This window comes from Streptomyces carpinensis, assembly GCF_002154505.1.
GTDB lineage: Bacteria > Actinomycetota > Actinomycetes > Streptomycetales > Streptomycetaceae > Streptomyces > Streptomyces carpinensis.
Genome location: NZ_MUBM01000105.1, coordinates 1 through 25,326 on the forward strand (window position 1 = coordinate 1; position 25,326 = coordinate 25,326).

The 25,326-nt window shown below is 71.4% G+C and carries 25 protein-coding genes and 1 pseudogene; 13 read left to right on the forward strand and 13 right to left on the reverse strand.

Annotated elements, in window-relative coordinates; translation table 11 throughout:
• Positions 1-320: 320 nt before the first annotated feature.
• On the reverse strand, positions 321-1,166 hold the full coding sequence (locus BZY54_RS15960) for a helix-turn-helix transcriptional regulator (protein WP_086725861.1): 846 nt from the start codon (positions 1,164-1,166) through the stop codon (positions 321-323).
• Between the two features lie 134 nt (positions 1,167-1,300).
• Here BZY54_RS15960 and BZY54_RS15965 point away from each other — a divergent pair, with 134 nt between their 5' ends.
• The gene (locus tag BZY54_RS15965; protein ID WP_086725862.1) at positions 1,301-2,974 is read left to right on the forward strand and encodes an AMP-binding protein; all 1,674 of its coding nucleotides are present in this window, start codon (positions 1,301-1,303) and stop codon (positions 2,972-2,974) included.
• Positions 2,971-4,581: an AMP-binding protein gene (locus BZY54_RS15970; protein WP_086725863.1), complete on the forward strand. Its 1,611-nt coding sequence runs from the start codon at positions 2,971-2,973 to the stop codon at positions 4,579-4,581. The genes BZY54_RS15965 and BZY54_RS15970 overlap by 4 nt, the downstream gene beginning before the upstream one ends.
• 53 nt (positions 4,582-4,634) lie before the next feature.
• Here BZY54_RS15970 and BZY54_RS53245 read toward each other — a convergent pair.
• A pseudogene (locus tag BZY54_RS53245) lies at positions 4,635-4,733 on the reverse strand (RNA-guided endonuclease TnpB family protein); the annotation flags it as partial.
• Between the two features lie 602 nt (positions 4,734-5,335).
• Here BZY54_RS53245 and gcl point away from each other — a divergent pair.
• Positions 5,336-7,120 (forward strand): glyoxylate carboligase, encoded by a 1,785-nt coding sequence (gcl, locus tag BZY54_RS15980; protein WP_086725865.1) that lies wholly within the window; start codon positions 5,336-5,338, stop codon positions 7,118-7,120.
• A 110-nt stretch (positions 7,121-7,230) separates the two neighbouring features.
• Here the strand turns inward: gcl and BZY54_RS15985 are convergent, their stop codons facing one another.
• The 5 genes from BZY54_RS15985 to BZY54_RS16005 all read right to left on the reverse strand — a co-directional run bounded on the left by BZY54_RS15985 (position 7,231) and on the right by BZY54_RS16005 (position 12,165).
• Positions 7,231-7,830, reverse strand: a complete 600-nt coding sequence (locus BZY54_RS15985; RefSeq protein WP_086725866.1) for a hypothetical protein — start codon at positions 7,828-7,830, stop codon at positions 7,231-7,233.
• A gap of 192 nt (positions 7,831-8,022) precedes the next feature.
• Positions 8,023-8,259 carry a hypothetical protein gene (locus tag BZY54_RS15990; RefSeq protein ID WP_086725867.1) on the reverse strand — a complete coding sequence of 79 codons (237 nt, stop codon included), beginning with the start codon at positions 8,257-8,259 and terminating at the stop codon, positions 8,023-8,025.
• 445 nt (positions 8,260-8,704) lie between these two features.
• Positions 8,705-10,168 (reverse strand): catalase, encoded by a 1,464-nt coding sequence (locus BZY54_RS15995; protein ID WP_086725868.1) that lies wholly within the window; start codon positions 10,166-10,168, stop codon positions 8,705-8,707.
• A 216-nt stretch (positions 10,169-10,384) separates the two neighbouring features.
• Positions 10,385-11,329, reverse strand: coding sequence for a 2-hydroxy-3-oxopropionate reductase (locus BZY54_RS16000; protein ID WP_425276285.1), 945 nt, complete (start codon positions 11,327-11,329; stop codon positions 10,385-10,387).
• Positions 11,326-12,165 (reverse strand): TIM barrel protein, encoded by an 840-nt coding sequence (locus BZY54_RS16005; protein WP_086725870.1) that lies wholly within the window; start codon positions 12,163-12,165, stop codon positions 11,326-11,328. Before BZY54_RS16005 ends, BZY54_RS16000 begins: the two co-directional genes overlap by 4 nt.
• A 168-nt stretch (positions 12,166-12,333) precedes the next feature.
• Between BZY54_RS16005 and BZY54_RS16010 the strand changes: the two genes are divergently transcribed.
• From BZY54_RS16010 to BZY54_RS16045, 8 genes are all read left to right on the forward strand, one after another.
• Positions 12,334-12,585 carry a YkoF family thiamine-binding protein gene (locus BZY54_RS16010; protein WP_086725871.1) on the forward strand — a complete coding sequence of 84 codons (252 nt, stop codon included), beginning with the start codon at positions 12,334-12,336 and terminating at the stop codon, positions 12,583-12,585.
• The gene (locus BZY54_RS16015; RefSeq protein ID WP_086725872.1) at positions 12,582-12,944 is read left to right on the forward strand and encodes a helix-turn-helix domain-containing protein; all 363 of its coding nucleotides are present in this window, start codon (positions 12,582-12,584) and stop codon (positions 12,942-12,944) included. Before BZY54_RS16010 ends, BZY54_RS16015 begins: the two co-directional genes overlap by 4 nt.
• Positions 12,945-13,123: 179 nt before the next feature.
• The gene (gene uraD / locus BZY54_RS16020) at positions 13,124-13,636 is read left to right on the forward strand and encodes a 2-oxo-4-hydroxy-4-carboxy-5-ureidoimidazoline decarboxylase (protein WP_086725873.1); all 513 of its coding nucleotides are present in this window, start codon (positions 13,124-13,126) and stop codon (positions 13,634-13,636) included.
• A gap of 2 nt (positions 13,637-13,638) precedes the next feature.
• Complete coding sequence (gene uraH / locus BZY54_RS16025; protein ID WP_086725874.1) at positions 13,639-14,040, forward strand: hydroxyisourate hydrolase; 402 nt, start codon at positions 13,639-13,641, stop codon at positions 14,038-14,040.
• Positions 14,041-14,048: 8 nt separating this feature from the next.
• Positions 14,049-14,984 (forward strand): factor-independent urate hydroxylase, encoded by a 936-nt coding sequence (gene pucL / locus BZY54_RS16030; protein ID WP_086725875.1) that lies wholly within the window; start codon positions 14,049-14,051, stop codon positions 14,982-14,984.
• A 64-nt stretch (positions 14,985-15,048) separates the two neighbouring features.
• Entirely contained in the window at positions 15,049-16,458 is a 1,410-nt protein-coding gene (locus BZY54_RS16035; protein ID WP_086725876.1) for a nucleobase:cation symporter-2 family protein, read from the forward strand.
• A gap of 66 nt (positions 16,459-16,524) precedes the next feature.
• Positions 16,525-17,910: an 8-oxoguanine deaminase gene (locus tag BZY54_RS16040; protein WP_086725877.1), complete on the forward strand. Its 1,386-nt coding sequence runs from the start codon at positions 16,525-16,527 to the stop codon at positions 17,908-17,910.
• 235 nt (positions 17,911-18,145) lie between these two features.
• Positions 18,146-19,576 carry a nucleobase:cation symporter-2 family protein gene (locus tag BZY54_RS16045; protein ID WP_279634686.1) on the forward strand — a complete coding sequence of 477 codons (1,431 nt, stop codon included), beginning with the start codon at positions 18,146-18,148 and terminating at the stop codon, positions 19,574-19,576.
• Between the two features lie 55 nt (positions 19,577-19,631).
• Here BZY54_RS16045 and BZY54_RS16050 read toward each other — a convergent pair whose 3' ends face one another.
• From BZY54_RS16050 to BZY54_RS16075, 6 genes are all read right to left on the reverse strand, one after another.
• Positions 19,632-20,054, reverse strand: a complete 423-nt coding sequence (locus BZY54_RS16050) for an acyl-CoA thioesterase (protein WP_086725878.1) — start codon at positions 20,052-20,054, stop codon at positions 19,632-19,634.
• 58 nt (positions 20,055-20,112) lie between these two features.
• The gene (locus tag BZY54_RS16055) at positions 20,113-20,763 is read right to left on the reverse strand and encodes a hypothetical protein (RefSeq protein ID WP_086725879.1); all 651 of its coding nucleotides are present in this window, start codon (positions 20,761-20,763) and stop codon (positions 20,113-20,115) included.
• Between the two features lie 77 nt (positions 20,764-20,840).
• Positions 20,841-21,446: a histidine phosphatase family protein gene (locus BZY54_RS16060; RefSeq protein WP_086725880.1), complete on the reverse strand. Its 606-nt coding sequence runs from the start codon at positions 21,444-21,446 to the stop codon at positions 20,841-20,843.
• A 36-nt stretch (positions 21,447-21,482) separates the two neighbouring features.
• Positions 21,483-22,634 carry a serine hydrolase domain-containing protein gene (locus BZY54_RS16065; RefSeq protein WP_107419728.1) on the reverse strand — a complete coding sequence of 384 codons (1,152 nt, stop codon included), beginning with the start codon at positions 22,632-22,634 and terminating at the stop codon, positions 21,483-21,485.
• 131 nt (positions 22,635-22,765) lie between these two features.
• Complete coding sequence (locus BZY54_RS16070) at positions 22,766-22,972, reverse strand: DUF397 domain-containing protein (RefSeq protein ID WP_086725881.1); 207 nt, start codon at positions 22,970-22,972, stop codon at positions 22,766-22,768.
• Positions 22,969-23,823 carry a helix-turn-helix domain-containing protein gene (locus tag BZY54_RS16075; protein WP_244217187.1) on the reverse strand — a complete coding sequence of 285 codons (855 nt, stop codon included), beginning with the start codon at positions 23,821-23,823 and terminating at the stop codon, positions 22,969-22,971. Before BZY54_RS16075 ends, BZY54_RS16070 begins: the two co-directional genes overlap by 4 nt.
• A 166-nt stretch (positions 23,824-23,989) precedes the next feature.
• Here BZY54_RS16075 and BZY54_RS16080 point away from each other — a divergent pair, with 166 nt between their 5' ends.
• On the forward strand, positions 23,990-24,427 hold the full coding sequence (locus BZY54_RS16080) for an ATP-binding protein (protein ID WP_086725882.1): 438 nt from the start codon (positions 23,990-23,992) through the stop codon (positions 24,425-24,427).
• Between the two features lie 45 nt (positions 24,428-24,472).
• Positions 24,473-25,321 carry a hypothetical protein gene (locus tag BZY54_RS16085; protein ID WP_167414003.1) on the forward strand — a complete coding sequence of 283 codons (849 nt, stop codon included), beginning with the start codon at positions 24,473-24,475 and terminating at the stop codon, positions 25,319-25,321.
• Positions 25,322-25,326: the final 5 nt, after the last annotated feature.

A 25,326-nucleotide genomic window follows, 5' to 3' on the forward strand; every position in this document is an offset into this window, starting at 1 on the left:
CTCGACCCTCCGGCCGGAGGGCGCCCGGCCCTCCGCCGGGTGGTCGCGGGGCCCCGCGGCAGCCGGCGGCGGCCCCTCCCGACAGGTGGCAGCCCGGTCACCGTGCGCGGAGCACCCGGCCGTCTGCGGCCTGCCGGCGCCCCGCGTCCACCCGGCGGCACCCGGGCCCACTTGTCGTCCACGTCGCCGGGGCCCGTGCCTGGAGCACCCCAGGCGCCGCCTCCCGGGCACGGGTTCCCGATAACCCAGGGTTCACCCCGGAAACCCAGGGTTCACCCCGGAAACCCAGGGTTCACCCCGGACGGCAGGCAACCGGGGCCCTACGGCAATACGCCCGCTCGGCGGGCGGCCGTCACCGCCTCTCCCCGGGTGTGGGCGCCCAGTTTGCGCATGGCCGAGCGGAGGTAGCCCTTCACGGTCTCCGGGCTGAGGCCGAGGCGCGCGGCGGCCGTCGCGTTCGTCGCGCCCGCGGCCACGCAGGCCAGGACGTCCACCTCCCGCGGCGCCAGGCTCACGCCGCCCGCCGGAGCCGGAGCCGCGGCGGCGGTCAGCAGGCCGCAGGCGCTCAGGAGTTCCGCGCGCAGGGCGGGGTCCGTGATCCGCGGGGCCAGGGCGCGCAGCGCCGCGTGGGCCTCGCGGACCTGCTCCCAGGCGGCACCGGTCGCCGCGTCCCCGTCCGCCGGCTCCGGGCGGGCCGCCGCCAGCAGGTCCCGTGCCTCCTCCCGCACCACCAGCGCCTGCTCCACGTCCCGCGCCACCGCCACCGCCGCGCTCAACGCCCGGTCACCGAGCGGCTGGGCCGTGCGCAGGGCGCCGTACAGCACACCGCGTACCCGGCGGCGTACCACCACCGGCACCGCCAGCACCGAGCGCAGCCCCTCCGCCGCCACCGCCGCGTCGTACTCGTGGCTGATCTGGCGGGACAGCGAGTAGTCCGTCACCGCGCACGGGCGGGCCAGCGCCACCGCCTTGCCGCCGAGCCCGTTGCCGGAGGTCACCGCCAGCGCGCTGAGCGCGAGCGTCGCCGTACCCGTCAGCTCACTGATCCGTACCCGCGGCCGGCCCGGCTCGACCAGGCCGCCGAAGGCGACCGGAAGGCCCGTCGCGCGCCGCAGCCGTACCAGCGCACCCCGAATCTCCGCCGCCCCGGACGCGTTCGCCGTCACCTGCTCGCCCCTTCTCACGGACCCGTGCTCACCACACCCCCGTTCGGGGGTAGTGAGACCCGCATCACGGATTACACGATGTGGCGGAGCCGCCCCGCAATGGTCCGGTACCCAGGACCACACATGGAGGACAGATGACGACGGCGACGGAGACCTTCCGCAGGGCCCGGGACTTCCTGCTGGAACACCGTGAGGACTACGCCACGGCCTACGCCGGCTTCGAGTGGCCCCGCCCCGAGCACTTCAACTGGGCGCTGGACTGGTTCGACGTCGTCGCCGAGGGGAACGACCGCACCGCCCTGCACATCGTCGAGGAGGACGGCACCGAGACCCGCCTGTCCTTCGCGGAGATGGCCGAACGCTCGAGCCGGGCCGCGAACTGGCTGCGCCGGCGCGGCGTCGCCGCCGAGGACCGCATCCTCGTCATGCTCGGCAACCAGGCCGAGCTGTGGGAGACCGCGCTGGCCGCGATGAAGCTGCGCGCCGTCGTCATCCCCGCCACCCCGCTGCTCGGCCCCGCCGACCTGCGCGACCGTGTCGAGCGCGGCCGGGTCAAGCACGTGATCGTGCGGGCCGAGGACACCGCCAAGTTCAACGACGTGCCCGGCGCCTACACCCGGATCTCCGTCGGCGGCCTGCCCGAGGAGGGCTGGGAGCCGTACGAGGACGCGTACGCCGCCCCCGCCGAGTTCGTCCCCGACGGCCCCACCCTGGCCGACGACCCGCTGATGCTCTACTTCACCTCGGGCACCACCGCCCGGCCCAAGCTGGTCGAGCACACCCACACCTCGTACCCGATCGGGCACCTGGCGACCATGTACTGGGTCGGCCTCAGGCCCGGCGACGTGCACCTGAACATCTCCTCGCCCGGCTGGGCCAAGCACGCCTGGTCGAACCTGTTCGCCCCGTGGAACGCGGAGGCGACCGTCTTCATCCACAACTACACCCGCTTCGACGCCGCCCGGCTGATGTCCGAGATGGACCGCGCCGGGGTCACCACGTTCTGCGCCCCGCCGACCGTGTGGCGCATGCTCATCCAGGCCGACCTGGGCCAGCTGCGCACCCCGCCCCGCGAGGCCGTCGCCGCGGGCGAGCCGCTCAACCCCGAGGTCATCGAGCAGGTCCGGCGGGCCTGGGGCGTGACCATCCGGGACGGCTTCGGGCAGACCGAGACCGCCGTGCAGGTCTCCAACAGCCCCGGCCAGCCGCTGAAGACCGGTTCCATGGGGCGGCCCAGCCCCGGCTTCCGCGTGGAACTCCTCGACCCGGTGACCGGCGCCCCGGGCGTGACCGAGGGCGAGATCGCGCTCGACCTGTCCGAACGGCCCGTCGGCCTGATGGCCGGCTACCACGGCGACGCCGACCGCACGGCGCAGGCGATGGCCGGCGGCTACTACCGCACAGGAGACGTCGCCTCGCGGGACGAGGAGGGATACCTGACGTACATCGGCCGGTCGGACGACGTCTTCAAGGCCTCCGACTACAAGATCAGCCCGTTCGAGCTGGAGAGCGCCCTGCTGGAGCACGAGGCGGTGGCCGAGGCGGCCGTGGTGCCCGCGCCGGACGAGGTGCGCCTGGCCGTGCCGAAGGCGTACGTCGTGCTGGCGGAGGGCTGGGAGCCCGGCCCCGACACCGCGAAGGTGCTCTTCGAGCACTCCCGCCAGGTCCTCGCCCCCTACAAGCGCCTCCGCCGCCTGGAGTTCGGCGACCTGCCCAAGACCGTCTCCGGCAAGATCCGCCGGATCGAGCTGCGCGAGGCCACGGCCGCGGGCTCCGACGACGAGTACCGCGAGGAGGACTTCCGGTGACCTCGGAACTGTCGTACAGCCACGGAACGAGCGACACCGCCCTGCTCGGCGACACCATCGGCGCCAACCTGGACCGGGCCGTAGCGGCCTGGCCCGACCGCGAGGCGCTCGTCGACGTGCAGTCCGGCCGGCGCTGGACCTACGCCGAGTTCGCCGCGGACGTCGACCGGCTGGCCCGCGCGCTGCTGGCAAGCGGGGTGGCCAAGGGCGACCGGGTGGGCATCTGGGCCGTCAACTGCGCCGAGTGGGTGCTGGTCCAGTACGCCACCGCCCGGATCGGCGCGATCATGGTCAACATCAACCCGGCCTACCGCACCCACGAGGTGGAGTACGTCCTGAAGCAGGCGGGCATCTCCCTGCTCTTCGCCTCCGTCCGGCACAAGACGAGTGACTACCGGGCGATGGTGGAGCAGGTCTCCGGCAACTGCCCCAGGCTGACACGGACCGTCTACATAGGCGATCCGAGCTGGGACGCGCTGATCGCCCGCGGGACACCCGAGCACGACGCGGAACTCCGCCTCCGCGCCGCCGAGCTGTCCTGCGACGACCCGATCAACATCCAGTACACCTCGGGCACCACGGGCTTTCCGAAGGGCGCCACCCTCTCCCACCACAACATCCTCAACAACGGGTATTTCGTGGGTGAGTTGGTCGCCTACAGTGAGCAGGACAGGATCTGCATCCCGGTGCCCTTCTACCACTGCTTCGGCATGGTGATGGGCAACCTCGCGGCGACCTCGCACGGCGCCTGCATGGTCATCCCGGCACCGTCCTTCGACCCCAGGGCCACCCTGGACGCCGTCCAGCAGGAGCGGTGCACGTCCCTGTACGGCGTCCCGACCATGTTCATCGCCGAGCTGAACCTCCCCGACTTCGCCGATCACGACCTCTCCACCCTGCGCACCGGCATCATGGCGGGCTCTCCCTGCCCGGTGGAGGTGATGAAGCGGGTGGTCGCCGAGATGCACATGGCGGAGGTCGCCATCTGCTACGGCATGACCGAGACGTCCCCCGTGTCGTTGCAGACCCGGATGGACGACGACCTAGAACACCGCACCGGAACGGTCGGCCGGGTGCTGCCGCACATCGAGGTGAAGATCGTCGACCCGGCCACCGGGGTGACCCAGCCCCGGGGCGCGGCGGGCGAGTTGTGCACCCGCGGCTACAGCGTGATGCTCGGCTACTGGGAGGAGCCCGGGAAGACCGCCGAGGCCATCGACCCAGGCCGCTGGATGCACACCGGGGACCTCGCGACGATGCGCGAGGACGGGTACGTCGAGATCGTCGGCCGCATCAAGGACATGATCATCCGCGGTGGGGAGAACGTCTACCCGCGTGAGATCGAGGAGTTCCTCTACGGCCACCCGAAGATCCGGGACGTGCAGGTCGTGGGCGTGCCGCACGAGAAGTACGGCGAGGAGGTGCTCGCCTGTGTCATCCCGCTCGACGCGGCGGACCCGCTGACGCTGGACGACCTGCGCGCCTTCTGCGAGGGGCGGCTGGCGCACTACAAGATCCCGAGCAGGCTGCAGATCCTGGAGTCCTTCCCCATGACGGTGTCCGGGAAGGTACGCAAGGTGGAGCTGCGCCAGACGTACGGTGCCTGACGAGGCGTGAATCCTCCCCTCCCCGAAGTGAGGGGATTCCTGGCTCGGCCGACCTCCTGGAGCAGCGCTCCAGGAGGTCTTCCGCCGTCGGCACCAGCCGGGCCGGGACCAGCCCGGGCGGGCATCACGCGTGCGGAGTTCTTGTCCCGCGGGGGACACGGTTGCGCACACGTACCCCGACCCCACAGCCGCCACCGCAACCAGCGACCACACGGTTCGCATCACCCCGGCAGCGCCTGACGGCGGTACGGGCGCTCCGCGCCCTGAACCGGATACGGCGACGCTTCGCGTCGCGAACCCGGACGCGATTCCTCCCCGGCGTGAACGCCGGTGCCTCCTCGCGAGAAACAGGTGGAAGGCGGGCCCGGCCCCCGCGCGGCGGTCCGGCGACGGCGTGACCGGTGCGCCGCACACGCACGGACACGGCGGTGCGGTGCACAGGTCTCGCGCCGGCGGGCCGGTCGGCGCACTGGCGCGCTCTCGGGCATGGCCCGACCCGAGGCGTCACATCGACGTGGCGGCCGAAACAGCCTCCCCTGGTGCTTCGGCGGCCCCCGGCCGTCCGGCGATTCGCCCAGCGGCCGTCTCCTGCTTGCCCTCTCTTGACGCGTTTCGCGCACCCCCCTACATTGCTTCCAGATCGTAGAAACTACTTTCCGCTATACGGAAGTACGGAAGAGCTCACCGCAGGGCGCGACGGGAGTGCGAATCCGGCAGCCGAGACAGCAGAAGACAGCCGAAGCAGGAGTACTCGATGGCTCGTATGACCGCTGCCCGCGCGGCAGTTGAGATCCTCAAGCGTGAAGGCGTCACCGACGCGTTCGGTGTGCCGGGCGCGGCGATCAACCCCTTCTACGCGGCACTCAAGGCCTCCGGAGGCATCGGCCACACCCTCGCCCGCCACGTCGAGGGCGCCTCGCACATGGCCGAGGGCTACACCCGTACGCACCCCGGCAACATCGGCGTCTGCATCGGTACCTCCGGCCCGGCCGGCACCGACATGATCACCGGCCTGTACTCGGCCACCGGCGACTCCATCCCGATCCTGTGCATCACGGGCCAGGCCCCGACCGCCGTGATCCACAAGGAGGACTTCCAGGCCGTCGACATCGCCTCGATCGCCAAGCCGGTGACCAAGATGGCCGTCACCGTCCTGGAGGCCGCCCAGGTCCCCGGCGTCTTCCAGCAGGCCTTCCACCTGATGCGCTCCGGCCGTCCCGGCCCGGTCCTGATCGACCTGCCGATCGACGTCCAGATGACGGAGATCGAGTTCGACCCGGAGACCTACGAGCCGCTGCCCGTCTACAAGCCGGCCGCGACCCGCGCCCAGATCGAGAAGGCGATCGCGCTGCTCAACGCCTCCGAGCGGCCGCTGATCGTGGCCGGCGGCGGTGTCATCAACGCCGACGCCGCCGACCTGCTCGTCGAGTTCGCCGAGCTGACCGGCACGCCGGTCGTGCCGACCCTGATGGGCTGGGGCGTCCTGCCCGACGACCACGAGCTGAACGCCGGCATGGTCGGTCTGCAGACCTCGCACCGCTACGGCAACGCGACCTTCCTGGAGTCCGACTTCGTCCTCGGCATCGGCAACCGCTGGGCCAACCGCCACACCGGCAAGCTGGACGTCTACACCGCCGGACGGAAGTTCGTCCACGTCGACGTCGAGCCCACCCAGATCGGCAAGATCTTCGCCCCCGACTACGGCATCGCCTCCGACGCCAAGGCCGCGCTGGAGCTGTTCGTCGAGGTCGCGCGGGAGCTGAAGGCGGCCGGCAAGCTGCCCGACCGCTCCGTCTGGGCCACCGCCGCGCAGGAGAAGAGGGCCAGGCTCCAGCGCCGTACGCACTTCGACGACATCCCGATCAAGCCGCAGCGCGTCTACGAGGAGATGAACAAGGCCTTCGGTCCGGAGACCCGCTACGTCTCCACCATCGGCCTCTCACAGATCGCCGGCGCGCAGATGCTGCACGTCTACCGGCCGCGGCACTGGATCAACTGCGGCCAGGCCGGCCCGCTCGGCTGGACCGTCCCGGCCGCGCTGGGTGTCGCCAAGGCCGACCCGGAGTCCCCGGTCGTCGCCCTGTCCGGAGACTACGACTTCCAGTTCATGCTGGAGGAGCTGGCCGTCGGCGCGCAGCACAAGATCCCCTACGTCCACGTCCTCGTCAACAACTCCTACCTGGGCCTGATCCGCCAGGCGCAGCGGGCGTTCGACATCGACTTCCAGGTCAAGCTGGAGTTCGAGAACATCAACTCGCCGGAGCTGGGCGTCTACGGCGTCGACCACGTCAAGGTCGCCGAGGGCCTGGGCTGCAAGGCGATCCGGGTGACCGACCCGAACGAGCTCGGTGCCGCCTTCGAGGAGGCCAAGAAGCTCGCCGCCGAGTACCAGGTCCCGGTCGTCGTCGAGGCGATCCTGGAGCGCGTCACCAACATCTCGATGTCGGGCACCAACGACATCGGCAACGTCGTGGAGTTCGAGGAACTGGCCACCGAGCCCGGCCACGCACCGACCTCGATCAGGACCCTGAAGGTCTGACACACGCGCGCACCGCGAGGGGTGGCCCGTCCTGGGGGACGGGCCACCCCTCCGCGTCGTCGGGGAAGCCCGCGGCCGTCACGCCGCTCGTCCGGGTGACCCGCGAACCGTCACACGGCGCCGCAGCTGAGGCCGCCCGAGCCGCTGCCCCAGGACTGCCCGTACTCCCGCTCCCGCTCGGTGGCCCTGCCACGCCGTCCGACGAGCCCGCCCTCCCGCGCGAAGCGGGGCATGAGCGTGGTCAGCGCCCGGTCGCCGTACAGGGCCACGGCCAGCAGCCGATCCTCGGGCGACAGGCCTCTGCGGGTCGTGGGCATCGGGTGCGCGCTTCGCAGGGCGCGCAGGGTGCGCCGGCCGGCCCGGGTGCTACCGGGCAGCAGCACGCGCATCAGCCCGGCGACCGTGAGCTCGTGGCGCACGTCGACGAGGGCGAGGGCGACCTCTTCCCGGACCAGCAACTGCCGTATGTCCGCGGGGCTGCGGAGGGAGCCGTGCACGGCCTCCGTGAGGGCCGGGAGCGCGGGAAGGACCGTGCCCGTGTCGTCGAGCGGCTGCGTGGTGCACAGGGTGCCGCCCCGCCCGCGGCCGACGCTGCCGCGCAGTCGCAGGGTGAGGACGGCGACCGTGAGAGCGGCGCGGCGACCGCCGCGCAGGAACGCGATCTCGTGCGGCTCCAGCCGGTCCGTCGCAGCTCTGTCGGCACTGTCCATGAGCAATCCCCCGCCGTCGGAACGGGGCCCGCCGCCCCCGTGCCGGCGGGTCCCGTGTGAGGGAATCTGCCCGCGTGCGGGGGCGGTTGATGCCTCCCGGGCCGGGTTCAGAGCTCGATTTGAGCATGCCGTAGCCGCGCCTACGACCCCTGCCGTACGCGCTTGCCGTACGCGACCGGGGGCGCCCGTGGCTCAGCGGTCCTCGTGCTCCGACAGGCCCGGCCAGTCGTCCGGGCCGCCGCCCTGCCACTCGATGAGGTCGCTCTCCTCGACCTCGACACGGTCCAGGTCGGCCAGGCGGAGGATCTCGACGACGTCGTCCAGGTGGGACGCGAGCCCGAGGGTCACGTCGCCCTCGGTGACCCGCCGGGAGCCGTCCAGGGCCGGCGGATGCACCACGATGTGCGGATGCTGCGTGAAGTGGTCCATGCCTTCAGCGTCCTGCTCGGGGGGCCGATCCGCACCCGGGACGCGAGAAGGACCGCGGCGGAACACCGAAGGGCGCCGGATGCGGGGACCGTCCGCATCCGGCGCCCTTCAGCGGGTCAGGATGTCGTTGAGGCCGTCCGACGGCGCGAGACTGGGCGCGACAGGACGTTCGCGCCGCCGGACGGAGTCCGTGGGGCCTCGCGCAGCGCAAGGCGACGTGGCTGGGACCGCGGCGGGTGCGACGGCGCCGGGATGCCTTCCCTCTGGTCGAGAAGGCGGTCCCCGGGACCTTCACCACCGCACTGGCTCGCACGCCGCCGCGGTCCTCGCCCTGACCGCGCGGCGCCGGGCGACCACCCCTCATCCGGGTTGCCCGGCGCCCGCGCGGGGCGTACGCGTCCGGCTCCCGACCTCCCCGTCGGGACACCGGACGCGGCTTGTGGGATCAGTCCTCGCGCAGGGCGCGGACCGCCTCCTCCACCCGCTTGCCGTACTCGGGGTCGGCGGCGTGGAAGTGCGCGAGGTTCTTCTCGATCACGTCGTTGCGGGAGACCTGGGACAGGCCACCGGCGATGTTCGCGACCAGACGCTGCCTCTCCTCCCGAGACATCAGCCGGTACAGCTCACCGGCCTGGAAGAAGTCGTCGTCCTTGGTGTGCAGCGGGGCCTCGTGGGTGCCCGTGTGGCCCGTGACGGCCAGCGGGGCCGACAGCGGGCGGCCGGTCTCGACCGGACCGTCGTAGGAGTTCGGCTCGTAGTTCTTGGCGTACCGGCCCTGGGAGTTGGACGCCATGAGACCGTCGCGGCCGTAGTTGTCCGCACCGCCGGGCACGGCCTTCGGGGCGTTCACCGCGAGCTGGGTGTGGTTGACGCCCAGGCGGTAGCGGTGGGCGTCGGCGTAGGCGAACAACCGGCCCTGGAGCATCTTGTCCGGCGACGGGCCGATGCCCGGCACGAAGTTGTTCGGGGAGAACGCGGCCTGCTCGACCTCGGCGAACACGTTGCCCGGGTTGCGGTCCAGGACCAGGCGGCCGACCCGCTGCAGCGGGTAGTCCCTGTGCGACCAGATCTTGGTGAGGTCGAACGGGTTGAAGCGGTAGTCCGCCGCCTGGGCCGCCGGCATGATCTGGACGTACAGGGTCCATGAGGGGTGCACCCCGCGCTCGATCGCCTGGAGCAGGTCGGTCTGGTGCGAGTTGGGGTCCTTGCCCGCCAGCTCCTGGGCCTCCTCGGCGGTCAGGCAGCGGATGCCCTGGTTCGTCTTGAAGTGGTACTTGACGAAGAAGGCCTCGCCCTTGTCGTTCGTCCACTGGTAGGTGTGCGAGCCGAAGCCGTCCATGTGGCGGTACGACGCCGGGATGCCGCGGTCGCCCATCAGCCAGGTCACCTGGTGCGTGGCCTCGGGGGAGTGCGCCCAGAAGTCCCAGACGTTGTCCGGCTCCTGGCGGCCGGTGAACGGGTCGCGCTTCTGCGAGTGGATGAAGTCGGGGAACTTGATCGGGTCCTTGATGAAGAAGACCGGCGTGTTGTTCCCGACGAGGTCGTAGTTGCCCTCTTCGGTGTAGAACTTCACCGCGAAGCCGCGCGGGTCGCGCACCGCGTCCGCGCCGCCGAGGGAGTCGGCGACGGTGGAGAAGCGCACGAACACCTCGGTGCGCCTGCCGACCGTGCCGAGGAAGTGCGCCGAGGTGAAGCCGGTGACGTCGTCGGTCACCTCGAAGTGGCCGTAGGCGCCGGAACCGCGGGCGTGCACCACGCGCTCCGGGATGCGCTCGCGGTTGAAGCGCGCCAGCTTCTCCAGGAGGTGCTGGTCCTGGAGGAGGAGCGGGCCGCCGATGCCGGCGGAGGCGGAGTTCTGGTTGTCGGCGACCGGGGCGCCGGACTCTGTCGTGAGCACGCGCTTCGACATCGGGGACCTTCCATGCGAGGGGCAGCGGAAACTTGTTTCCGCTTCGTGGAGCCTAGATTTGGGGCGATCGGGGCGTCAACAGTTTGTTGAAATTGATTGACGGGGTGTCGAAGCCCCTCGGTCGCCGCAGGGCGTGATGCCGGGAGATGCCGCTGCCTGGGCGCGACAGGTCAGGTGTCGGCTGCGGCATCTCCCGGAGCTGTGGGCGCCGGGCGGTCAGACCTGGGCGCCGGACAGGCGCTCCACGGCCCGCAGCAGGGCCGAGTGGTCCAGGCCGCCGTCGCCCTGGGCGCGCAGCGACGCGACCAGCTGGGCGACCACGGCGCCGACCGGCAGGGCGGCGCCGACGTTGCGGGCGGCGTCGGTGACGATGCCCATGTCCTTGTGGTGCAGGTCGATGCGGAAGCCCGGCTTGAAGTCCCGGTTGAGGAAGTTGTCCTTCTTGCGGGTCAGCACGGTGGAGCCGGCCAGGCCGCCGTTGAGGACGTTCAGGGCCGCCTCGAGGTCCACGCCGGACTTCTCCAGGAAGACCACGGCCTCGGCGCACGCCTGGATGTTCACGGCGACGATCAGCTGGTTGGCCGCCTTCACGGTCTGGCCCGAGCCGTGCGGACCGCACAGCACGATGGTCTTGCCCAGCGCCTCGAAGATCGGCCTGGCCTCGTCGAAGTCGGCCTGCTCGCCACCGACCATGATCGACAGTACGGCCTCGACGGCGCCGGCCTCACCGCCGGAGACGGGGGCGTCGAGGGCGCGGACGCCCTTGTCCTTGGCGGCGGCGGCCAGGTCGATCGAGGTCTGCGGGGTGATCGAGGACATGTCGATCAGCAGGGCGCCGGACCGCGCGTTCTCCAGGATGCCGTCCGGGCCGTAGGCGATCGCCTCGACCTGCGGGGAGGCGGGCACCATCGTGACGATGACGTCGGCGTCCGCGACGGCCTCGGCGATCGAGCCGGCCGTGGTGCCGCCGGCGGCGGCCAGGCGGTCCAGCTTCTCCTGCTCCAGGGTGTAGCCGGTGACCTCGTAGCCCGCCTTGATCAGGTTCTCGGACATGGGGGAGCCCATGATGCCGAGGCCGATCCAGGCGACCTTGGGAAGAGTGGTGCTCATGCTGTGGGTGCCTCTCTCACTGCTCTGATGCGTCTGCGGGTCGGTGCTCAGCGGGCCGCGCGGGCCTCGGCGGGAAGCCAGTCGAAGGCCTCGGCGCTGGGCCGGTCGCCCGGCTTGTACTCCAGCCCGACCCAGCCGTCGTAACCGGCCTTCTTCAGCTGGTCGAGCAGCTCCTCCAGCGGGAGCGAACCCGTCCCGGGGGCGCCGCGCCCGGGGTTGTCGGCGATCTGCACATGGCCGGTCTTCGCGGCGTACCGCTCGATCACCGACGGCAGGTCTTCGCCGTTCATCGACAGGTGGTACAGGTCCATCAGGAACCTGGCGTTGCCGAGGCCGGTCGCCGCGTTCACCTTGTCCACGACCTCGACGGCGGCGGGCGCGCTCACCAGCGGGTACAGCGGGGACTCCGGCTTGTTCAGCGCCTCGATCAGCAGGACCGCGCCGATCCGGTCGGCGGCGCGGGCCGCGAGCACCAGGTTCTCCAGGGCGAGCGCGTCCTGCTCGGCCGGGTCGACGCCCTCGACGCGGTTGCCGTACAGGGCGTTGAGCGCCGTGCAGCCCAGGGACCGGGCGAAGTCGGCGGCCACGTCGATGTTGGCGCGGAACCTCTCCGACTCGTCACCGGGGACCGAGAGGGCGCCGCGATCGGGGCCCGGGAGCTGTCCGGCGTAGAAGTTCAGGCCGGTGAGCTGCACGCCCGCGTCCTCGATCGCCTTCTTCAGGGCGTCGAGCTCGGACCGCTCGGGGGTGGGGGTGTCGATCCAGGGCCACCACAGCTCGACCGCGGTGAAGCCGGCCGCGGCGGCGGCCGCGGGGCGCTCCAGGAGCGGGAGTTCCGTGAAGAGGATCGACAGGTTGACGTTGAAGCGCTGGTCTGCGAATCCCATCAGGGCCGCGCTCCCTTCCGATCTCTATTCCGTATTGCGGAAGTTCGTTTCTGCTTAATGGAAGACTGCCGCCGAGTGTCGTGGCTTGTCAAGAGGGGGCGGTCGGCCGGCGTGCTCCGGGGCGGCCGAGGCCGCCCGGAAACCGGCGCCGCGCGTTAGGTTGAGCGCGTGCGATTGAGAGTGGAGTTCACGACCGAACCCTTCGACCTGGACGAGGCGCCCGCGCACGCGCTGGTGGCGCGTGAGGTCGTCGAGGCCGCCGAACTGGACGCCGTGGACGTCGGCCCGTTCGGCAACACCGCGGAAGGGAGCGCGGAGACCGTCCTGACCGCCGTGGACGCTCTGCTGCGCAAGAGCCTGAAGGCCGGCGCCACCCGGATCTCGCTCCAGGTCAACGTGATCGGGGACGGTGGGAGGTGACCGGCGAGGAGCCCTTCATCGCGGCCGTCAAGCCGCTGGTCGACGCGATCGGCGGCGAGTTGCTCCCGCCGGACGAGGCCGGCCCCGAGGACGTCGTGCTCGCCTGGGACGGCATGGACGCCGTCGCCGTACGCCTGCCGCAGCTCGCCGACTCCCTCGACCACATCCTGGCCGCCATGGAGCGGCGCCGGGGCATGCCGCTCGCGGACCTGGACCGCAAGGCCAAGCAGGAGGTCGTGCGGATCCTCGAGGCACGCGGCGCCTTCGCCGTGCGGCACGGCGTGGAGACCGTGGCCGGCGCACTGGGCGTCAGCCGCTTCACCGTCTACAACTACCTCAACCGGGAGAAGGAAGGCTGAGCCGCTCGCAGCCACCTGAACCGGGAGAAGCGAGCCTGAGCCGCTCGCGGCCGGGCCGTTCCTGGGAAACTCCGGGGTCACCCAGAATTTTCAACAAAGTGTTGACGTGATGTTTCGGAGGGCGTTAGCTATCCGCAGCCCGTTCAGCACAAAGGCCGTTCGCGGCCACGGAGGCTCCCGTGACTACGACTTCCACGCCGTCGGGCCTCGCCCGCTTCAACACCCTCCCGGAATCCGCGGCCCGCGCCGCGCTCCTGGAGGTGTGCGCCTCCACGGCGTGGGCGGAGCGGCTGCTCGCCGCCCGTCCCTGCGCCGATCCCGAGGACCTCTACGCCGCCAGTGACACCGCCATGGCCGAACTGACCACGGTGGACCTCGAGGAGGCGATGGCCGGCCACCCGCCGATCGGCCGCCCCAAGTCCGGGGACCCGACCTCTGCCCGCGAACAGAGCGGCATGGCCGGCGCCTCCGAGGACCTCAAGGCGGAGATGCTCGAACTGAACCTGGCCTACCAGGAGAAGTTCGGCCACGTCTTCCTCATCTGCGCCACCGGCCGGACCGGAGAGCAGATGCGGGACGCGGTCAAGGAGCGGATCGGCAACGCGCCGGAGCAGGAGCGGGAGATCGTCCGCACCGAGCTGGGCAAGATCAACCGCATCCGACTGGCCCGACTCGTCGAAGAGGACGCCTGAGAATGAGCACCAGCACCACCGCTTCCGTGTCCACGCACATCCTGGACACCAGCATCGGCCGCCCGGCCGAGGGCGTCGCCGTCCACCTCGCCGCCCGAGCCGGGGGCGACGCGGACTGGCAGGCGCTCGGCGGCTCCGCGACCGACGCGGACGGGCGGTGCAAGGACCTGCCGGCCCTGCCGGAAGGGACCACCCACGTACGGCTCGACTTCGACACCGAGACGTACTTCGCCACGAAACAAGCCGCGGCCCAGCAGGACGCCCCCGCGCTCCGGGACAGCGAGAACGGCCGGCCGGTGTTCTTCCCCGAGGTCACCATCACCTTCGCGGTGGTGCCCGGTGAGCACTACCACGTTCCGCTGCTGCTCAACCCGTTCGGCTACTCCGTTTACCGAGGGAGCTGACCGACACCATGACCCGTTTCGTCCTGGGACAGAACCAGTACGGCAAGGCGGAGAACCGCGTTGTCAAGATCACGCGTGACGGCGACACACACCACATCAAGGACCTGAACGTCTCCGTCGCCCTCTCCGGCGACATGGAGGAGGTCCACCGCAGCGGTTCCAACGCCAACGTCCTGCCGACCGACACCACCAAGAACACGGTGTTCGCCTTCGCCAAGGAGCACGGGATCCAGAGCGCCGAGGACCTCGGCGTCAGGCTCGCGCGCCACTTCGTGGACAACAACGAGCCCATCCACCGGGCCCGCATCCGCATCGAGGAGTACGCCTGGGAGCGGATCGAGACCTCGCAGTCCGGCGCCCGCTTCGTCGGCTCGGACGAGATCGCGCACTCCTTCGTCCGCAAGGGCCAGGAGACCCGCGTCGCGCAGATCACCTACGACGGCCACGGCATCCAGGTGCTCTCCGGGTTCAAGGACCTGACCGTCCTGAACTCGACCAACTCCGAGTTCTTCGGCTTCCTGAAAGACAAGTACACCACCCTCCAGGAGGACCACGACCGCATCCTCGCCACCACCGTCTCCACCTGGTGGCGGCACAACTGGGACGGCATCGACTCGCACGCCCCGGACTGGGACCGCTCGTACAACGGGGTGCGCAAGCACGCGCTGCAGGCGTTCGCCGAGACCTACTCGTACTCGCTCCAGCAGACCCTCTTCGAGATGGGTGTGCGGGTGCTGAACTCCCGCGACGAGGTCGACGAGATCCGCTTCTCGATGCCCAACAAGCACCACTTCCGCTCGGACCTGTCGTCCTTCGGGATCGACAACGAGGCCAAGGACGGCGCCGTCTACTACGCCGCCGACCGTCCCTACGGCCTGATCGAGGCGACCATCCTGCGGGACGGCGCCGAGCAGCTCATCCCGGTCGACATGACCAACCTCTGACGCGGGACGCGCGCCACCGGCCCCGCCACCCGGGCCGGTGGCGCGCCACACCGGAGGGAACGAAATGGCACAGCCTGCAACGGGGCCCGCCAAAGCCCCGGGTTCCACCCCGCCGGTGCACACCGAGGACGCCGTCACGTCCGTGCACCCGGTGGACGAGAAGCTCCACCCCTCGCGGCTCGTCCCCGCCGCGCTCCAGCACATCGCCGCGATGTACGCGGGCGTTGTCACTCCTCCGCTCATCATCGGCCAGGCCTGCGGACTCGACATCGCGGCCCGCACCCGGCTGATCGCCGCGTCCCTGCTCATCGCCGGCGTCGCGACCGTTCTGCAGACCATCGGCGTCAAGGGCCTCGTCGGCAACCGCCTGCCATTCGTGAACGCCGCCTCCTCGGCCGGCATCGCCCCGATCCTCGCCATCGCCGAGACCAACGACAAGGGCCACCAACTCCCCGCCATCTACGGCGCGGTGCTGGTCGCCGGCGCCTTCTGCCTGGCCGTCGGACCGTTCTTCGGCCGGCTGCTCAGGTTCTTCCCGCCGCTCGTCACCGGTGTGGTGATCACCCTCATCGGCGTCACGCTGATGCCCGTACCCGTCGGCTGGGCGCAGGGCGGCGACAAGACCGCCGCCGACTTCGGCTCCATGAAGAACCTGGCGCTCGCCGCGTTCACCCTCGCCGTGATCCTGCTGATCCAGCGCTTCGGCAAGGGGTTCGTCAAGCAGGTCGCCCTGCTGTTCGGGCTGCTGATCGGCACCCTGGCCGCCGTCCCGTTCGGCCTGGCCGACTTCAGCGGCATCAGGTCCGCCCCGATCGCCGCGCTGCCCACGCCGTTCGCCTTCGGCACCCCCGTCTTCCAGCCCGCGGCCATCCTGTCGCTGTGCATCGTGATGCTGGTGCTGATGACCGAGTCGTCCGCCGGCATGCTCGCCCTCGGCGAGATCTGCGACCGCCGCGCGGACGCCCGCACCATCACCCGGGGCTTGCGCACCGACGGCATCGCCACCCTGCTCGGTCCCGTCTTCGGCGGCTTCCCCACCTCCGCCTTCGCACAGAACGTCGGCGTCGTCTCGCTGACCCGGGTGCGCAGCCGCTACGTGGTCGCCGTCGCCGGCGGCACGCTGCTGGTCCTCGGCGCCTTCCCGGTGCTCGGCGCGGTCGTCTCCCTGGTCCCCATGCCGGTCCTCGGCGGCGCGGGCATCGTGCTGTTCGGCTCCATCGCCGTCAGCGGCATCCGGACCCTCTCCGAGGCCGGGCTGGACGACAGCTCCAACATCATCCTGGTGGCCGTGGCCCTCGGCGCCGGCATCATCCCGCTGGCCGCGCCCACCTTCTACGCCGCGTTCCCGGCCTGGGCGCAGACCGTCCTCGGCTCCGGCATCAGCGCCGGCGCGATCGTCGCGGTCCTGCTCAACCTGTTCTTCCACCATCTCGGCACCCGGAGCCGCACGGCTCCGGCACTCAAATCCTCCTAGGGTCCTGCCGTGCCCTCCCCGTGGACACCCCGTTCACGGGCCGCCACCGAAAGACAAGGAAGCGCCATGGCATCATCGGCAGCCCAGCGCATCGTCATCGAGAACTGCGCGATCGCGACCGTGGACGCGGGCGACACCGAGTACGCCTCCGGGCACATCGTCGTCAACGGCAACCGGATCGAGTCGGTCGGCGCCGGCGCCGCCCCCGCGGGTCTGGAGGACGTGGTACGCCGGATCGACGCGAGCGGCCACCTGGCCACGCCCGGCCTGGTCAACACCCACCACCACTTCTACCAGTGGATCACCCGGGGCCTGGCCACCGACCACAACCTGTTCAACTGGCTGGTGGCGCTGTACCCGACGTGGGCGCGCATCGACGAGCAGATGGCCTACTCGGCCGCGCAGGGGTCCCTCGCCATGATGGCCCGCGGCGGTGTCACCACCGCCATGGACCACCACTACGTCTACCCCCAGGGCTCCGGCGACCTGTCCGGCGCGATCATCCGGGCCGCCTCCGAGATGGGGGTGCGGTTCACCCTGGCCCGCGGCTCGATGGACCGCAGCGAGAAGGACGGCGGCCTGCCGCCGGACTTCGCCGTCGAGACGCTTCAGGGCGCGCTCGCCGCCACCGAGGAGACCGTCAAGAAGCACCACGACGCCTCCTTCGACGCCATGACCCAGGTGGCCGTGGCGCCCTGCTCGCCCTTCTCCGTCTCCACCGAACTGCTCCGGCAGGGCGCGGAGCTGGCCCGCCGGCTCGGTGTGCGGCTGCACACCCACGGTTCGGAGACCGTGGAGGAGGAGAAGTTCTGCCACGAGCTGTTCGGGATGGGCCCGACCGACTACTTCGAGTCCACGGGCTGGCTGGGCGAGGACGTGTGGATGGCGCACTGCGTCCACATGACCGACTCCGACATCGAGGCCTTCGGCCGTACGAGGACGGGCGTGGCCCACTGCCCGTCCTCCAACGCCCGCCTCGCGGCCGGCATCGCCCGGGTCCCCGACATGCTGAAGGCCGGTGTGCCGGTCGGCCTCGGCGTCGACGGCACCGCCTCCAACGAGTCCGGCGAACTCCACACCGAGCTGCGCAACGCCCTGCTCATCAACCGCCTGGGCCCGCACCGCGAGGCCGCCCTCGATGCCCGGCAGGCACTCCGACTGGGCACCTACGGCGGCGCGCAGGTCCTCGGCCGCGCCGAGCAGATCGGCTCCCTGGAGGCCGGCAAGCTCGCCGACCTGGTGCTGTGGAAGCTGGACACGCTCGCCCACTCCTCGATCGCCGACCCGGTGACCGCGCTGGTCTTCGGCGCCGCCGCCCCGATCACGGCGTCCTTCGTCAACGGCCGGCAGATCGTCGAGAACAGCCGCCTGCTCACCGTCGACGAGGACGCGATCGCCCGCTCCACCCGCGACGAGGCGCAGCGGCTTGCGCGGATCGCGGCGCAGGGCTGAGCAGTTGAAGAGCTCCGGCCGGGAGGGACGGCTCCCGGCCGGCAGCCGTGGACCCGAGCGGGGTCCACGGCGGCCGGCTCCGGGGCGCGCGGGGACGCGCGCCCCGGAACGGTCTCCGTTCGCCACACCCCGGCGGGCCCTGCCAAGGACCCGCCCCCGGTCCCGCACGACCACACGCATTACCTCCCTGACACCCACGTCAGAGCCGACGTGTTAACCGACCGGAGGAGCCGCCGTGGCCGCTCACCCCACCACCAGCGACGAGGCACGACCGCCAGCCGAGTCGATCCACCCCGTGGACGAGAAGCTTCCCGCCCTGAAAATGGCGACCAGTGGCCTGCAGCACGTGGCCGCCATGTACGCGGGCGTGGTCGCCCCGCCCCTGATCGTCGGCGCGGCCGTGGGGCTGTCCGGCACCGAACTGACCTTCCTCACCGGCGCCTGCCTGTTCACCGCGGGCCTCGCCACCTTCCTGCAGACCCTCGGCATCTGGAAGATCGGCGCCCGGCTGCCCTTCGTCAACGGCGTCACCTTCGCCGGTGTCGCCCCGATGACCGCGATCGTCGCCTCCACCAAGGACAAGTCCGACGCCCTGCCGATCATCTTCGGCGCGGTCATCGTGGCCGGCCTCCTCGGCTTCCTGGCCGCCCCCGTCTTCTGCAAGGCGATCCGCTTCTTCCCGCCGGTCGTCACCGGCAGCGTGATCACCCTCATCGGCGTCTCGCTGCTGCCGGTCTCCTTCGGCTGGGCCCAGGGACCCAACCCGGCCGCGCACGACTACGGATCGGCGAAGTACCTCGCCCTGGCCGGCATCACCCTCGTCCTGGTGCTGCTGCTGCGCCGCTTCACCCAGGGCTTCGTCAAGCAGATCGCCGTCCTCATCGGCCTGGTCGCCGGCACGCTCATCGCCATACCCTTCGGCGTCACCGACTTCGGCCCGGTCGCGGAAGCCGACGTCGTCGGCTTCCCCACGCCGTTCCACTTCGGCGCGCCCCAGTTCCAGATCGCCGCGATCCTGTCGATGTGCGTGGTGATGGTGGTCTCGATGACCGAGTCCACCGCGGACATGCTCGCCCTCGGTGAGATCGTCGAGCGTCCCTCGGACGAGAAGACGATCGAGGCGGGCCTGCGCGCCGACACCCTCGGCTCCGCCCTCAGCCCGCTCTTCAACGGCTTCATGTGCAGCGCCTTCGCGCAGAACATCGGCCTGGTGGCCATGACCCGCATCCGCAGCCGCTTCGTGGTCGCCGTCGGCGGCGGTTTCCTGGTCCTGATGGGCCTGTGCCCGATGGCCGCCTCCCTCATCGCCGTGGTGCCGCGTCCGGTGCTCGGCGGTGCGGGCGTGGTCCTGTTCGGCTCGGTCGCGGCGAGCGGCATCCAGACCCTGGTCCGGGCCGGCCTCGACAAGGACAACAACGTCCTGATCGTGGCCGTCTCGCTCGCCGTCGGCATCATCCCGATCACGGCGCCGGACTTCTACCACGCCTTCCCCCAGACCGTGCGGATCGTCCTCGACTCCGGCATCTCCACCGGCTGTGTCGTGGCGGTCCTGCTGAACCTGCTCTTCAACCACATCGGCAAGGGCCGCGACGCGGAGGACGTCACCCACCCGATGGAGGGAGGCCAGGAGATCGCGGAATCGGCCCATCCGGCACCGGCGCACTGACGCATCCGGCCATCTCAGGGGTACGGCACCGCGGGTGCCGTACCCCTGAGGCGTGTCACAGGCCGAACAGCCCCGGTTCCGTGGTGAGTTCCTTGAAGTGGTCCTGGGGTGCGGCCACCAGCTTCCGCGCCTTCAGGTCCATCAGCCCGCCGACCGCCGTGATCTCCGCCGCCACCGTGCCGTCGAGCTTGCGTATCGTCTGCTCGATCCGGAACGTCTTGCCGCCGCCCCACTCGAAGGCGCACGTCACATCGACCTCCTCGCCCGCGAGGAGTTCCCGCCGGTAGCGGATGGTCGTCTCCAGCGCGACCGGCCCGACCCCCCTGGCGATGAGCCCCGCCTGGCTGATCCCGGCCGCCTGCAGCAGCGACCAGCGGGCGTGCTCGGCGTAGTTGAGGTACACGGCCTGGTTGAGGTGTCCCTGCACATCGGTCTCGTACCCGCGGACGGTCACCCGGACGGAAAACGGCTCGCTCACTGCATCCCCTTCTCGCGCGTCTGGCACATCGCACTCCGACCCGATCCTTGCATGCGCCTCACACACGGCGTGGGGACGCCAGCAGATACCGCGTCCTCGTCCGCGGCTCCGTGTACTCCCCGGCCTGCCAGCCGGCCCGCTCCAGCGTGGCCGCGCAGGCGTGCAGCGCTCCGGCGTCCGGCCCGTACACCGCGACCGCCTCCGGCTGCGGCGTCGCCCGCACCCGGTAGCCGTCGCCGTCCGGCCCGGCCGGACGGTGCCCGGCCGCCTCCAGGGCGAGCGCGGCGGCCTGCACCAGATGCGAACGCTCCCAGCCGCACGGCCGCTCGGTGGCCCCGTCGGGATTGGTCATCCGGCGCAGCTCCAGCAGTCCCTGCCAGGCGCTGTGCACCTCGCGCACCCGCCCGGGACCGTCGGCCGCGGCCGTCTCCTCCTCGCCGCCGACACGGGCGGCGAACACGCCGCCGGGGGAGGGGGCGCCGCCCGGCTCGGCGGCGGGACGGCCGGTGGCGTCCGGTTCCGGCTCCGCCTCCCGTATCCGGTGTCCTGCCGGGGTCAGGAAGTGGTCGTGCGGCGGACGCGGGTGGCGGAAGGCGAGTCCCCGCTTCACCAGCGCCGCCAGTTGCGCCTCCGTCCCGCGGACCCGTCCGGTCACAGGGTCGGCGGCCTCGACGACGCGGCGCTGCGCGGCGGTCGGCGGTCGTGCCACGGCGTCCTCCCTCCCCCCGGTCCTCCACCTGCTCGAAGACTACGACCCGGGTCTGACAACCGCCTCGGCGCCAGCCGTCACCCGGGCAGCCCCGGCCGGATGTTCCATCCGGCGATCACCGGCCGCCCGTGCTCCGTGCCCAGCCGGCACACCGTGCCCGTGGCCAGCTGGAACAGCGCACCCGCCGACGGCGCCAGCCCGAGCCGCCGGGCGGTGAGCACCCGCAGGAAGTGACCGTGCGCCACCAGCAGCGCCACTCCCTCGGTGCCGGCGAACGCGGCGTCCACCTTTCCCAGCATCCGGTCGGCCCGCTCCCCGACCTGCTCCGCGCTCTCCCCGGGATGCTCCGGCGGCCCCTGCACGACCCCGTCGTCGAACAGGAACCAGCCGGGCCGGGTGCGCTGGATCTCGGCGGTGGTGACGCCCTCGTAGCCGCCGTAGTCCCACTCCCGCAGGTCCTCGTCGACCCGGGCGTCCGGAACCCCGATCAGCTCGGCCGTCTCCCGGGCCCGCTGCGACGGGCTGACGAACGCCGCGCCGATCCGGTGCGACCGGATCAACGGCACCAGCCGCCGTGCCTCCTCCCGGCCGTGCTCGGTGAGCGGCACGTCCGTCCATCCGGTGTGCCGCCCGGACCGCGACCACTCGGTCTCCCCGTGCCGGACGAGAAGGAGATCACCCACGTCGGCCGTCCCTTCCTGCGCTACGTCAGCACGGTGTCACAGCGCCGCGGCGACCCGCAGGACGGACTGGGCCAGACGGCGGTTCTCGGGGGAGGGGCCGTGCGCGGACGGCGGGGCGAAGCGGCGCCGGGTGTAGGCGTACGCCACCCCGCTCGCCGGGTCGGCGAAGCCGAGGGAACCGGCCGCCCCGCTGTGCCCGAAGACGCCGGAGTCCAGGAACGGGAACTGCTCGCAGGGACGCTCGAAGCCGAGACCGAAGTGGTTCGACTCGCCCGTGACGAGGTCGGTGCCCGGGGTGTGGACCATGGCGAACTCGGCCGCCGTCCTCGGGGCGAGCAGCGGCGGCCTGCCGTCCACCGTGCTGATGGCGGCGGCGTACATGCGGGCCGTGCCGCGGGCGTTGCCGACGCCACCGGCGGACGCCGAGCCGAGGGCGCGGGCGAGCCGGCTGTTGCCGAAGGCGACGAGGTCGGTCGGCTCGGGCCCGTGCTGGTTGAACGCGATGGCCCGGAAGCTGCCGGGCGCCGGGGCCCCCGCGGCGATCTGCTCGGCCTGCTCGGGCGTGGGCACCAGCGGCAGCACCTCCCGCCACCGCGGCTCCAGCTCTTCGGGCAGCCCCAGGTAGAGATCCAGGCCGTACGGGGCCCGTACGCGCTCCTCGTACAGCTCCTGGATCGAGCGGCCGGTCACCCGCCGCACCACCTCGCCGGTGAGCGCGCCGATCACGAGGGCGTGGTGTCCATACGCTTCGCCGGGCTCCCACAGCGGCTTCTGCCCGGCCAGCCGCGCGGCCGGCACCCGGTCGTCGGCCAGCTCCTCGGTGGTGAACCCGCCGTCCACGCCGACGAGACCCGCCCGGTGCGAGATCAGCGCGCGCAGCGTGAGCCGCTCCTTGCCCTCGGCCTCGAACTCCGGCCAGTAGTAGGCGACTTCGCGATCGAGGTCGAGCACCCCTTCCTGCACCAGCAGCGCCACGACCAGGTGCGCCGCCCCCTTGCCGATGGAGTACACGCTGGTCAGCGAGTCCCCGTCGAGCCCTTCACCGGCCCACAGGTCTACCACCCGACGCCCGTGGTGGTACGCCACGAGCTGCGCGCCGGGCTCGTGCGCCTCCCGGCGAGGAATGCGGCGAACTCCTCGCGCGCCCTCGAACCCTTCCGCCACCGTTCCCTGTACGCCGACCGCCATGCGAGTCCCCCTGTCCGTGACCATCCGCTGCGTCGGGCAACAGGGCGCACGGCCGATCATTCCCGTCGGCCGATACGCCGGCGCCCCGCACCCGGTACGGAGCCGGATGCGGGGCGCCGGAGGGCCGCACGTCAGTGATCGGCGGCGTACGAGACGAAGGCCGCCCACTCCTGCGGTCCGAAGGAGAGCCGGGGGCCCTGCCGGGTCTTGGAGTCCCGTACGTGAATGGTCCGGGGGGTTGTGGCGACCTCGACGCAAGCGGCGCCGTCGGGGTTGCTGTGACTGCTCTTGAACCACGTCAACTCGGTGCCGTCACTGGCCAAGGGCTCCAGGCTCATGTCTCTCCAAGTAGTTTCTCGATGTAGGCCAGTGACTCCCGTGGAGTGAGGGCCTGAGCGCGGATGATCCCATAACGCAACTCCAGGATCTGGATCTCCTTGCGGTCCGAGATCAACCGACTGACGAGTTGGATGTCACTGTGCCCCACGGTGGTGCCCTTCTTCAGCCGCAGCAGATGGAAAGGACCGTCGAGACCGGCGTTGTCCTCGCAGCCCAGGGGCAGCACTTGGATCTCCACGTTGCGCATCTGCCCGGCCTCCAACAGCCGTTCGAGCTGTCGCCGCAGCACCATTCTGCCCCCTACCGGTCGCCGCAGAACCGCCTCATCATGCACGAAGCTGAACGCCGGGACCGTCTGCTTGCCGTCGAGGATCCTCTGCCGGGCCAGCCGGGCGGCGACGAGCCGTTCCACCTCGTCCTCGGAGAACGCCGGGCGTCGCGATCCGAACAAGGCCCGCAGGTACTCCTCGGTCTGCAAAAGCCCGTTGACCACGGAGTTGTCGTAGGCGCAGATCTCGACGGCCTCGGCCTCCAGTTTCGCCAGATCCCGCACCTTCTTCGGGAACCGGGCCACCTCCACGTCCTGGGTCAGCCCGACGATCACTCCGCCCGCGTCGAGCACCCGGTCCGCCGCCTCGAGGAACTGGCCCCTCGGCACCCGCCGCCCCCGCTCCACCGAGGACACCTGCTCCTCGCTGTACCCGATCGCCGTCCCCAACTCGGCCTGGGTCAGCCCCTTCCTCTCCCGGCACTTCTTGACGACCCTGCCCACGGCGCGCAGCACCGCCGCCGACTCCTCGTCCTCCCAACCGGTTCCCATCCCGTCGCCGACCTGCGATCCCTGCTCCATCGCGCCCACGCTCCGACTCCTCCGGGTGTTGCCCGATCCCAACTCCCCGCCGGCCCGCCGCGTTACGCGTCCCCGCCCGGACAGCCCCGGACAGTGTCCGGACGGTCACGCTGCGTACGGCCTCCGTCGCTGGGCAGCGTAGCGACGACCGGCCACGCTGGGTGACATGAACGCCGATACCGCCCCCACCGTCCGTGACTTCGCCATCAGGCTCTCGGCCACCCCGAGAGGCGCCCGCCTCGCCCGCCGCCTGACGGCAGAGCAACTCGACGCCTGGGGCTGGCCGTACGGCACGGAAGCGAACCGCACGGCCGCCCTGCTCGTCGCCGAACTCGCCGCGAACGCGGTCCGGCACGGCCGGGTGAAGGGACGCGACTTCCGCCTGAGGCTCACGCTGCACCCCGCCGACCCGGCGCTCCGCATCGAGGTCGCGGACCCCCGAACGGACCGCCGCCCACCCACTCCCGGCACGCTCCGGCCGCCCGCCGCGGACACGGAGTCCGGCCGCGGCCTCCTCCTCGTCGAAGCCCTGGCAAGCCACTGGGGAACGACGTGCGCGGACCCGTACACGAAGACCGTCTGGTGCGAGGTCGTGCTTGCCTGACCGCGGAGTTCCGGGGGCAGGCAGCCTCGCGTAACCTCACGGCCCGTGAAGATCGCACGGGTGATACGGGGCCGCTCGCGGGAAGTGGCCGCCTTGGAGCGTCTCCATCAGCTATGGAGGGACGGCGAGTACGAGGAGGTCGAGGCCGGGGCCAGGGCGCTCGAGGCGGAAGCGGGGCGTCTGCGCAAGCGAGCCCGGGGTCTGGCTGTCGGGTGGCACGCCAAGGGGCTGGCCACGGCGGCGGCCTGTGCCCAAGGACGCGGGGCACAGGTGCTGGCTGAACTCGATTCCCTCACTGCGGAGTTGGACGGGATCACCGGGTCCGGACGGGCGCTGCCGATGATGATCCGGAGCAACCGCATGCTGGTCCTCAACAGCGAGGGACTCTACGGCGAGGCGGAGGCCGAGGGGCTGGACATACTGCGCGGCCTGACGCTCATCAAGCATCTGGCCCCCGTGTCGAACTTCGAGTTGTGCGTGCTGGACACCCTGGTCGACGCCCTGTGCGGGCAAGCCCGTTACGAGGAGGCCGAGGCCGTCGCCCGGGGAAATCTGCCCCGGGCCCAGGGCGGTACGCTCGCTGCTCTGCACTGCGGCCTGGTGCTCAGCCTGAACGGGCAGGAGCGGTACCAGGAAGCGCTTGACGAGGCGCGCCGGTTCGTCCCGCGCCAGGATCGGAGCCTGAGCGGGCGCCTGGGTATGGGCACGGCCGTCGCCCTGCATGGTCTGGGCCGCCGGAGCGAGGCGGAGGCGGCAGCCCGTGAGGCCCTGGGCGACTGCGAGCGGTTTCTGTACCCGGGCCACCCCCGAATCCGGGAAGTCCGCGCGCTGCTGGCCCGCATCACGGCCGACGATCCGCCGGCGCCGCCGCCCGAAGAGGCCGGGCGCGGCTGAGCGGT